A 9,315-nucleotide genomic window follows, 5' to 3' on the forward strand; every position below is an offset into this window, starting at 1 on the left:
CACCGCGTGGGCCTGGGGCGGGTGGAGCGCGGTGTGCGGCGTGGGGTTTGCGTTCGCCGGCGCGGCCGCCGTCTTCGCGATCGCGGCCGGACGCGGCGCCGGCGCGGCGGCATGGACGCGACCGCGTGCCTGAGCGAGCGTGACACAGGCCCGAAAAGCAGAACGCCCCGCCCTCTTGCGAGGGACGAGGCGTTCGGTACGCCGGTGTCAGTACGAAATCAGTGACGAACCAGCGCCATCATCGCGCCAAAGCCGACGAACAACCCGCCGGTCAGCCGATTGAAGATCTTCGCCACGCTCTGGCTCTTCAACGTCGCGCCGATGCGCGTGCCGAACGACGCGTAGACGAGATACCAGCTCACCTCGATCACCGCGAACGTGACGACGAGCATGCCGAACTGCGGCAGCGTCGGCTCGGCCGCGTTGATGAACTGCGGCAGCAGCGCGGCCGCGAACAGGATCGCCTTCGGGTTGCTGCCCGCCACCAGGAAACCGTTGCGGAACAGCGTCCCGCGCGATGCCGGCGCGGCCTGGCGCGACACGGTGTCGACGTCGGCGGCCGGCTGCTCGTCGTCGACGCGTGCGCGCCACGCCTTCACGCCGAGGTAGATCAGGTAGGCCGCACCCGCGAAGCGCAACGTGTTGAACATCGCCGGCCACGCTTCGAGCACCGCACCGAGGCCCGCCGCCGACACCGACAGCATCAGCACCAGCGCGCTGAGGCAGCCGGCCATCGTCCACGTCGAACGCCGCAGCCCGTGCCGCGCGCCGTGCGTCATCACCAGCAGCATGTTCGGGCCCGGAATCGCCGACACGACGAACACCGTCGCCACGAAAAGCCACCAGGTATGCAAGTTCATGCCCGCCTCTGCGTCGATGTAAGGGAAAACGAAACGTCGATTATGCCGGTGCGCCGGACTTCTGTCGCGCGACGGCTCAGCGGCCCGCGCGGCGCAGCGCGACCTCGCCGAGCACCGCGAAATCCTGCTCGCCGCCGCCGTGCGCGAGCGCGTCGAGCAGGTTGTCGCGCACGACGCTCGCGACCGGCAGCGGCACCGACACGGCGTCGCCGGCTTCCAGCGCGAGGCGAACGTCCTTCAGCCCGAGGCGCGCCTTGAAGCGTGCGGGCTCGTAGCGCCGCTCGGCGATCATCGAGCCGTAGCCTTCGTAGACGGGGCCCGGAAACACGCTGCCGGTGATCACGTCGAGGAAGTCACGCATCGCGACGCCGTGCGCGCCAAGCAGTGCCGAGGCTTCGCCGAGCGTCTCGATCGCCGACGCGAGCGTGAAGTTCGCGGCGATCTTCGCGACGTTCGCGTGCTGCGGCAACGACCCGAACCGCCAGGTCTTCTGGCCGATCGCGTCGAACAGCGGCTGCACGCGGTCGATCGCCTCGGCCGGGCCGCCCGCCATGATCGTCAGGCGCGCGGCGGCCGCGACGTCGGGCCGCCCCATCACCGGCGCGGCGACGTAATGGATGCCGCGCGATGCATGCGCGTGCGCGAGCGATTCGGCCAGCGCGACCGACACCGTCGCCATGTTGACGTGGATCAGGCCGCGCGGTGCCTGGGCGAGCAGCGCGTCGTCGAAGATCGCGCGCGCCGCGGCGTCGTCGGCCAGCATCGAGAACACCGCGTCGCCGCGAAATGCGTCGGCCGGCGTGTCGACGATCAGCGCGCCGACGGCCGCGAGCGGCTCGGCGCGCTCGCGCGACCGGTTCCAGACCCGCACCGTGTGCCCTGCCTTCAGCAGGTTCGTTGCGATTGCCTGCCCCATTTCACCCAGCCCGATAAATCCGAGATCCATTTCCCGCTCCTTCGCTCCGTGAAGCGGGGAGTTAACCACAGATGCGTGGCGTCTGCAGGGCACGCGGCCAGCCAGGCGCGGTGCCATACTGCCCGCATGGCGACCGCGACCTTCCGCTTCCACGACGAACTGAACGCCTTTCTCCCGCGCGCCCGGCGCGACCGCGCGTTCGGACACGCATGTGCGCGCGATGCGACGGTGAAGCACGCGATCGAGGCGCTCGGCGTCCCGCATACCGAAATCGGCCGGCTGTGCGTGAACGACGCGCCGGCCGCGCTCGACCGGCCGCTCGACGACGGCGACCGGGTCGAAGCCTTTCCGGAACGCGCACAGCCGGCTGCCGTGAACGGCGCCACCGCGCCGACACCACCAGCGCAATGGCGCTTCGTCGCCGACGCGCATCTCGGCGGCCTCGCGCAACTGCTGCGCCTCGCGGGCTTCGACACCTGCTACGACAACCACTACCGCGACGACGCGCTCGCGGCGCTCGCCGCGCGAGAGGGCCGGATCGTGCTGACCCGCGACCGCGAGCTGCTCAAGCGGGGTGCGGTCGAGCGCGGCTGCTACCTGCACGCGCTGCAGCCGGCCGACCAGCTGCGCGAACTGTTCGAGCGGCTCGATCTCGCGCCGCACATGCGGCCATTCCGGCTTTGCCTGCGCTGCAATGCGCCGCTGCATCCACTCGATGCGGCTGCTGCCGCACCACGCGTGCCGGCCGGCGTCCGGCTGCGGCACCGGCGCTTCGCCGCGTGCGACGTGTGCCGGCGCGTGTTCTGGGAAGGCTCGCACTGGCGGCGCATGCGCACGGTGGTCGACGCGATGCGCGCGCCGCCACTGCCGCCGCCTGCCGGTGAACACGAGGCCTGAAAAAAACAAAACCCCGCATGCGTGAACATGCGGGGTCTCGCGACTGGCGGCCGGCGGTGCCGACCGCAGCGCAACGCGCTTCTTAGTTCTGCGCGCCTGCGTCGTTCGTGCCGGCGGCCGATGCGGCAGCCGCCTTCGCCTGGCCCTTCTTCGAGCCGTGGTGCTTCAGCTGGTGCTTCGGCTTGCTGTGATCCTTCTTGGCCGGTGCCGGCGCGGCTGCCGACGTGTCGGCTGCCGGCGCGGACGCCTGTGCGAATGCCGAAACCGATGCGAGTGCGAATGCTGCGGCGATGATCGAAGCGAGCGTCTTCTTCATTGTTCTTCCTTTAGCGGAGAAAAAATCAAACGTACCGGTAAGTAAAGATGCGAGGCATTCGCATCGGAGCCCCAGGCCGCGAGGCCGGCTTGCGCCGTGCCGTCGCGACAAAACCTGACGCACTGGTTCCATAACGCACCGTGTTCGCGGCAAGTTGACACGTTGCTTGCGCCCCTCGGGTTTCCCCGGGGGAGCACGCGTATCCCGGGTCGGCGCCCCGTCGGGCGGCGGCCGCGGCGGCGCTGCAAACCGGCTCGCGCACCGTCGGGGCGACGCTTATACTGGCGTCCATCCGTCCCTTTCCCCGGAAACCGGATCGCGGCCGGTCGCCAGACCGCCGCCGTCTCGAGGCGCTCAAATTGCCCGATCACAACCTGGACAAACTGAAGATCGACCGGCGTCCGCTCGCACCGGCGCCCCGCCGTCGCCGATGGCTCCGCTATGCGGTGGCCGCCGCGGTCGTCATCGGCGCGATCGCCGCCGGCCTCGCGCTCACCGGCCGGCCGGCCGTCGAAACCACCGCCGTCACGTCCGCCTACCCGTACCAGAACGACACGCAGCTCAATGCGACCGGCTACGTCGTGCCGCAGCGCAAGGCCGCGGTCGCGTCGAAGGGCCAGGGGCGCGTCGAATGGCTCGGCGTGCTCGAAGGCACGCGCGTGAAGCAGGACGAGATCATCGCGCGCCTCGAAAGCCGCGACGTCGAGGCCTCGCTGGCGCAGGCGCTCGCGCAGGTGAAGGTCTCCCGTGCCAACCTCGGCGTCGAGCAGGCCGAACTGAAGGACGCGGAGATCGCGCTGCGCCGCACCTCGGTGCTCGCGCCGAAGGGCGCCGTGCCGGCCGCGCAGCTCGACACCGACACGGCCCGCGTGAACAAGGCGCGCGCGACGCTCAACAGTGACCAGGCCGCGATCGCGTCCGCCGAGGCCAACGCGCAGGCCGCGCAGGTCGCGGTCGACCAGACGGTGATCCGCGCGCCGTTCGACGGCATCGTGCTCGCGAAGCACGCGAACGTCGGCGACAACATCACGCCGTTCTCGTCCGCGTCGGACAGCAAGGGCGCGGTCGTGACGATCGCCGACATGGACACGCTCGAGGTCGAGGCCGACGTCGCCGAATCGAACATCGCGAAGATCCGCGCCGAGCAGCCGTGCGAGATCCAGCTCGACGCGCTGCCCGACATGCGCTTCGCGGGCCGCGTGTCGCGCATCGTGCCGACCGTCGACCGCTCGAAGGCCACGGTGCTCGTGAAGGTGCGCTTCGTCGACCGCGACGACCGCGTGCTGCCCGACATGAGTGCGAAGATCGCGTTCCTGTCGAAGCCCGTGTCGGCGCAGGACCGGCGGCCCGTGACGGCCGTGCAGGCCAGCGCGGTCGTGGAGCGCGACGGGCGGCCGGTCGTGTTCGTCGTGAAGGACGATGCGGTGCGCGCCGTGCCCGTGACGCGGGGCATGCGGATCGGCGAACTCGTCGCGCTCGCCGGCGTGAAGCCGGGCGACACGGTCGTGCTCGCGCCGGGCGCGAAGCTGAAGGACGGCGCGAAAGTGACCGTCGCGAAGAAGTAGCGCACGCGTGAACGACGCTCCGCCGCCCCTCGTCGAGATCAGCCACGTCGCGAAGTCGTACCGGCGCGGCAACCAGATCGTGCCCGTGCTGACCGACATCACGCTCGATATCCGTGAAGGCGACTTCGTCGCGCTGATGGGGCCGTCCGGCTCCGGCAAGAGCACGCTGCTGAACCTGGTGGCCGGCATCGACCGGCCCGACAGCGGCGAGCTGCGCGTGGGCGGGCTCGACATCTCGCTGCTCGCGGAGGCGCAACTGGCCGAATGGCGCGCGGCGAACGTCGGCTTCATCTTCCAGTTCTACAACCTGATGCCGGTGCTCACCGCGTTCGAGAACGTCGAGCTGCCGCTGATGCTCACCCACCTGTCGCGCCGCGAGCGGCGCGAGCGCGTCGAGCTCGTGCTCGACATGGTGAACCTCGGCGACCGGACGAGCCATTACCCGTCCGAGCTGTCGGGCGGCCAGCAACAGCGCGTCGCGATCGCGCGCGCGCTGATCACCGATCCGGTGCTGATCGTCGCCGACGAGCCGACCGGCGACCTCGACCGCACGTCGGCCACCGACGTGCTCGCGATGCTGCAGCGGATGAACGCCGAGCTCGGCAAGACGATCATCATGGTGACCCACGACGCGCACGCGGCCGGCGCCGCGCGCTCGCTCGTGCATCTGGAAAAAGGGGAGCTGATCGATGGGCACGCCGGCTGACCGGCTGCGGGAGCGCGCGCAATGTACGTGCTGAAGTTGATCGCGCGCAATGCGATGCGGCACCGGCTGCGCACGCTGCTGACCGTGCTCGGGCTCACCATCGCCGTGCTCGCGTTCGGGCTGCTGCATACCGTGGTCGACGCGTGGTACGCGGGCGCGGCCGCCGCGTCCAGCGGGCGGCTCGTCACGCGCAACGCGATCTCGCTCGTGTTTCCGCTGCCCGTGAGCGACGAGAACCGGATCCGCGGCGTCGAAGGCGTGACGGCCGTGGTCCGCTCGAACTGGTTCGGCGGCATCTACCGCGATCCGAAGAACTTCTTCGCGAGCTTCGCGGTATCGGACAACTATCTCGACCTGTACCCGGAATTCATCATCCCGGCGCAGCAGCGCGCCGACTACGACCGCGACCGCCGCGGCTGCCTCGTCGGCCGCCAGCTCGCGACGCAATTCGGCTTCAAGATCGGCGACGTGATCCCGCTGAAGGGCACGATCTACCCGGGCACGTGGGATTTCGTCGTGCGCGGCATCCTGGACGGCCGTGACGACTCGACGATCACGCGGCAGCTGGTGTTCCACTGGGAATACCTGAACGAGACGGTGCGCCAGCGCACGCCGAAGCAGGCCGACCAGGTCGGCGTATTCGTGCTCGGCGTCGCGAACCCCGACGACGGCGCGTCGATCGCGCGCCACGTCGACGCAGTGTTCAAGAACTCGCTCGCCGAGACGCTGACCGAAACCGAGCAGGCGTTCCAGCTCGGCTTCGTCGCGATGTCGAACCAGATCATCGCGGCGATCCGCCTCGTGTCGTACGTGGTGATCCTGATCATCATGGCCGTGATGGCCAACGCGATGGCGATGAGCGCGCGCGAACGCACGGCCGAATACGCGACGCTGAAGGCGCTCGGCTTCGGCCCCGGCTTCCTCGCGCTGATCGTGTTCGGCGAATCGGTCGTGATCGCGGTGGCGGGCGGCGGGCTCGGGATCCTCGCGACGCCGCCCGCCGCGAGTCTCTTCAAGCAGGCGGCCGGCGGCATCTTCCCGGTGTTCAAGGTGTCGACCGAGACGGTCGTGCTGCAGGCCGCGTGCTCGGTCGCGGTCGGCTTCGCGGCAGCGCTCGTGCCCGCGTGGCAGGCGGCGCGCGTGCGCGTCGTCGAAGGCCTCAGGGCAATCGGTTAGGCGGGCACATGGCGATCCCGCTCAACTACATCGCGCGCAACCTGTGGACCCGGCGGCTCACCACCGCGCTGACCGCCGGCGGGATGGCGCTCGTGATCTTCGTGTTCGCGACCGTGCAGATGCTCGACGCCGGGCTCACGAAGACGCTCGTGTCGACCGGCGAACCCGACAACGCGGTGGTGATCCGCAAGGGTGCCGAAACCGAGATCCAGAGCTCGATCGACCACCAGCAGGCCAATGCGCTCGAAATGCATCCGGCCGTCGCGCTCGGCCCCGACGGCCGGCCGCTCGTGTCGAAGGAAGCGGTCGTGCTGATCTCGCTGGTGAAGACCTCGACCGGCAAGCCGTCGAATGTCGTGATCCGCGGCGTGTCGCCGACGGGCCTCGCGCTGCGCCCGCACGTGAAGCTCACCGCCGGTCGCCTGTTCGCGCCCGGCTCGTCGGAAATCATCGTCGGCAGCGCGATCGCGAAAGGGTTCAGCGGCACGCAGCTCGGCGACAGCCTGCATTTCGCGCAGCGCGACTGGACCATCGTCGGCATCTTCGACGCAGGCGGCAGCGGCTTCGATTCGGAGATCTGGGGCGACGTCGACCAGCTGATGCAGTCGTTCCGGCGCACCAGCTATTCGTCGATGGTGCTGCGCATCCCGAGTGCCGACGGCTTCGCGCGCTTCAAGGCCGACATCGACGTCGACCCGCGCCTCACCGACGAGGCGAAACGCGAGCAGACCTTCTACGGCGACCAGTCGAAGGCGCTGTCGACGTTCATCAACATCCTCGGCATCACACTGTCGACGATCTTCTCGATCGCCGCGATGATCGGCGCGATGATCACGATGTATGCATCGGTCGCGAACCGCGTCGCCGAGATCGGCACGCTGCGCGCGCTCGGCTTCAAGCGCACGAACGTGCTCGCGGCGTTCCTGCTGGAAGCGCTGCTGCTCGGCTTCGTCGGCGGTGTCGCGGGGCTCGCGTGCGCGTCGCTGATGCAGTTCGCGTCGTTCTCGACGACCAACTTCCAGACCTTCGCCGACCTGTCGTTCCGCTTCGTGCTGACGCCCGCGATCGTCGTGAAGACGTTGCTGTTCTCGCTGGTGATGGGGCTCGTCGGCGGGTTCCTGCCGGCGATGCGCGCCGCGCGGCTGAAGATCGTCGACGCGCTGCGCGCGCAGTGACGCGCGCCGCCGCTCACGTTCAACGTTCGCGCGGCACCCACGCGCCGTGGAACCCGGCCGGCACGCGCCGCGGCAGGTGCACGGTGGCGACCGGCCCCGCGTCGATCGCGCGCGCATCGAGGATCACGACGTCGCTCGTATCGGTCGCCGCGCGGTAGACCATCACCAGCAGCCAGCCGTCGTCCTCGTTCGCGCCGCCCGGGCGCGGCACGAACACCGGCTCGCTGTTCTGGTCGCCGGGCGGCACCGCGTAGCGCGTCGTCGTGCCGCTCGCGTGGTCGAAGCGCATCACGCCGCGCATTTCCACAGGGTTCGGCTGCTCGACCGCATACAGGTAGCGGTAGCGGCGCCCCGTCCGGCTTTCGTTGATGCGCGGCATCTCGATGCCGCCGTCGGCGAGCGGCCCTTCGTCGATCAGCCCGTTCGCCGTATCGATCACGTAGCGCCACAGCTCGCCGACCGGGTTGTCGGCGAAGCGGCCCGTGCCCGCGTCGAGCCGCAGGTACGACGGATAGCGCACCGCATCGAGCACGATGCACGACGCGTCGCAGTCGTATGCGTTCACGACGTGCAGGATGAAGCACGGTTCGACGTCGAACCACCGCACCGCGCCGCCGTGGCGCGGGATCACGCCGATGCGCGCGGGCCGGTCGTCGTGCCAGCGCAGCGGCATCCGGTGGCCCTGCTTCAGCAGCGAGAAGTCGTAGCCGACGTTCAGGTCGAGCAGCAGGCTGCGGGTTTCGGTGATCGCGAGGTCGTGCATCATCGACGGCGCGTTCAGCGCGATCTCGAGATCGACGCGCTGCACGCCCTGCGCGTCGGCCACGCCATAGCGCAGCCATGGCGCGCGCCAGTCCGCGCGGAATGCGATCAGCTCGCCGGTCACCGGATCGACCTTCGGATGCGCGGTCATCCCGCCGCCGAGGCCTGCGTGCCGCACCGTCGCGCCGAGCGAATCGAGCGCGGCCGTGATCGCGAACGGCGCGCCGCCCTCCGACAGCGCGAGCAATTCGCCGGCATGCTGCAGCACGTTCACGTTCGGATTGGTGTCGGGCAGTTGCGGCACCTCACCGGGCGCATGCACGGCCGCCCAGCGCTGCGTGCGCGCCCAGCGGTTCCGGTAGCCGGTCGCGCGGCCGCCTTCGAACGCGATCGCGTGCAGCATCGCGGCTTCCGGCCACCACGACAGCACGTCGTTTCCTTCGAAACGGCCGCCCGGCGGATTCGGGCCGTTGCGCAGCAACGTGCCGGCGAGTTCGTGCGGGATCGCGCCGCTCACGCGCAGGTCGACGAGATCGACCTCGTCGGCAACCGGCGCGATCGCGCCACGGTTCAGATCGAATGCGGTCATGGCGTCCGATGCTCCTGTCAGCAGTCTTCGGTGGACGGCGGCAGCTCGCCGCGCGCCAGCGCGAGCGCATGGTCGCGCACGTCGTCCGGCCAGCCGGCGATCAGCTCCGCGACGCGTGTCAGGTCGTTCGCATACAGCGCGCGCGCGGCCTCCTCGAAGCCGGGCAGGTCGCCGGCCATCGCCGACATGAAGTGATAGGCGCGCGCCTGCGCGTCGCGTCGCCGGTCGGCTTCCGCGTGGGTGCGCCGCGCGTCCTCGACGAGCTTGCGCAACGCGACCGACGCGCCGCCCGGTTGCGCGGCCAGCCATTCCCAGTGACGCGGCAGCAGCGTGACCTCGCGCGACACGACGCC

Annotated in this window: 10 protein-coding genes; 5 read left to right on the forward strand and 5 right to left on the reverse strand. The window is 70.0% G+C overall.

Annotated features, from left to right (window positions below):
• Nucleotides 1-218: 218 nt before the first annotated feature.
• Together G3N96_RS35805 and G3N96_RS35810 are read right to left on the reverse strand one after the other, a co-directional pair.
• The gene (locus G3N96_RS35805; protein WP_124584497.1) at nt 219-860 is read right to left on the reverse strand and encodes a LysE family translocator; all 642 of its coding nucleotides are present in this window, start codon (nt 858-860) and stop codon (nt 219-221) included.
• 76 nt (nt 861-936) lie between these two features.
• Complete coding sequence (locus G3N96_RS35810) at nt 937-1,893, reverse strand: NAD(P)-dependent oxidoreductase (protein ID WP_277399476.1); 957 nt, start codon at nt 1,891-1,893, stop codon at nt 937-939.
• A gap of 9 nt (nt 1,894-1,902) precedes the next feature.
• Here G3N96_RS35810 and G3N96_RS35815 point away from each other — a divergent pair, with 9 nt between their 5' ends.
• A complete protein-coding gene (locus G3N96_RS35815) occupies nt 1,903-2,673 on the forward strand; it encodes a Mut7-C ubiquitin/RNAse domain-containing protein (RefSeq protein WP_206140127.1) in 771 nt (256 codons plus the stop codon).
• Between the two features lie 82 nt (nt 2,674-2,755).
• Here the strand turns inward: G3N96_RS35815 and G3N96_RS35820 are convergent, their stop codons facing one another.
• Nucleotides 2,756-2,989: a hypothetical protein gene (locus G3N96_RS35820; RefSeq protein WP_122944170.1), complete on the reverse strand. Its 234-nt coding sequence runs from the start codon at nt 2,987-2,989 to the stop codon at nt 2,756-2,758.
• A 359-nt stretch (nt 2,990-3,348) separates the two neighbouring features.
• Here G3N96_RS35820 and G3N96_RS35825 point away from each other — a divergent pair, with 359 nt between their 5' ends.
• The 4 genes from G3N96_RS35825 to G3N96_RS35840 are packed head-to-tail and all read left to right on the forward strand — an operon-like array spanning nt 3,349 to nt 7,611.
• A complete protein-coding gene (locus G3N96_RS35825; RefSeq protein WP_206140128.1) occupies nt 3,349-4,554 on the forward strand; it encodes an efflux RND transporter periplasmic adaptor subunit in 1,206 nt (401 codons plus the stop codon).
• A gap of 7 nt (nt 4,555-4,561) precedes the next feature.
• Complete coding sequence (locus G3N96_RS35830) at nt 4,562-5,260, forward strand: ABC transporter ATP-binding protein (protein ID WP_089471978.1); 699 nt, start codon at nt 4,562-4,564, stop codon at nt 5,258-5,260.
• 21 nt (nt 5,261-5,281) lie between these two features.
• Nucleotides 5,282-6,436, forward strand: coding sequence for an ABC transporter permease (locus tag G3N96_RS35835; protein WP_206140129.1), 1,155 nt, complete (start codon nt 5,282-5,284; stop codon nt 6,434-6,436).
• 8 nt (nt 6,437-6,444) lie between these two features.
• Complete coding sequence (locus G3N96_RS35840) at nt 6,445-7,611, forward strand: ABC transporter permease (protein ID WP_206140130.1); 1,167 nt, start codon at nt 6,445-6,447, stop codon at nt 7,609-7,611.
• A gap of 19 nt (nt 7,612-7,630) precedes the next feature.
• Here the strand turns inward: G3N96_RS35840 and G3N96_RS35845 are convergent, their stop codons facing one another.
• Both G3N96_RS35845 and G3N96_RS35850 read right to left on the reverse strand, forming a co-directional pair.
• Nucleotides 7,631-8,962: a carotenoid oxygenase family protein gene (locus G3N96_RS35845; RefSeq protein WP_206140131.1), complete on the reverse strand. Its 1,332-nt coding sequence runs from the start codon at nt 8,960-8,962 to the stop codon at nt 7,631-7,633.
• Between the two features lie 17 nt (nt 8,963-8,979).
• Nucleotides 8,980-9,315: DUF2239 family protein (locus G3N96_RS35850; RefSeq protein WP_206140132.1), on the reverse strand; the 336-nt coding region annotated here is incomplete at its 5' end.

This window comes from Burkholderia sp. Se-20373 (genome assembly GCF_017104705.1).
Classification (GTDB): Bacteria; Pseudomonadota; Gammaproteobacteria; order Burkholderiales; family Burkholderiaceae; genus Burkholderia.

Excerpts from the sequence above, each read along its gene's own strand:
- G3N96_RS35805 (WP_124584497.1), bottom strand. The coding sequence starts at position 860 with ATGAACTTGCATACCTGGTGGCTTTTCGTGGCGACGGTGTTCGTCGTG.
- G3N96_RS35810 (WP_277399476.1), bottom strand. The coding sequence starts at position 1,893 with ATGGCACCGCGCCTGGCTGGCCGCGTGCCCTGCAGACGCCACGCATCT.
- G3N96_RS35815 (WP_206140127.1), top strand. The coding sequence starts at position 1,903 with ATGGCGACCGCGACCTTCCGCTTCCACGACGAACTGAACGCCTTTCTC.
- G3N96_RS35820 (WP_122944170.1), bottom strand. The coding sequence starts at position 2,989 with ATGAAGAAGACGCTCGCTTCGATCATCGCCGCAGCATTCGCACTCGCA.
- G3N96_RS35835 (WP_206140129.1), top strand. The coding sequence starts at position 5,282 with ATGTACGTGCTGAAGTTGATCGCGCGCAATGCGATGCGGCACCGGCTG.
- G3N96_RS35840 (WP_206140130.1), top strand. The coding sequence starts at position 6,445 with ATGGCGATCCCGCTCAACTACATCGCGCGCAACCTGTGGACCCGGCGG.
- G3N96_RS35845 (WP_206140131.1), bottom strand. The coding sequence starts at position 8,962 with ATGACCGCATTCGATCTGAACCGTGGCGCGATCGCGCCGGTTGCCGAC.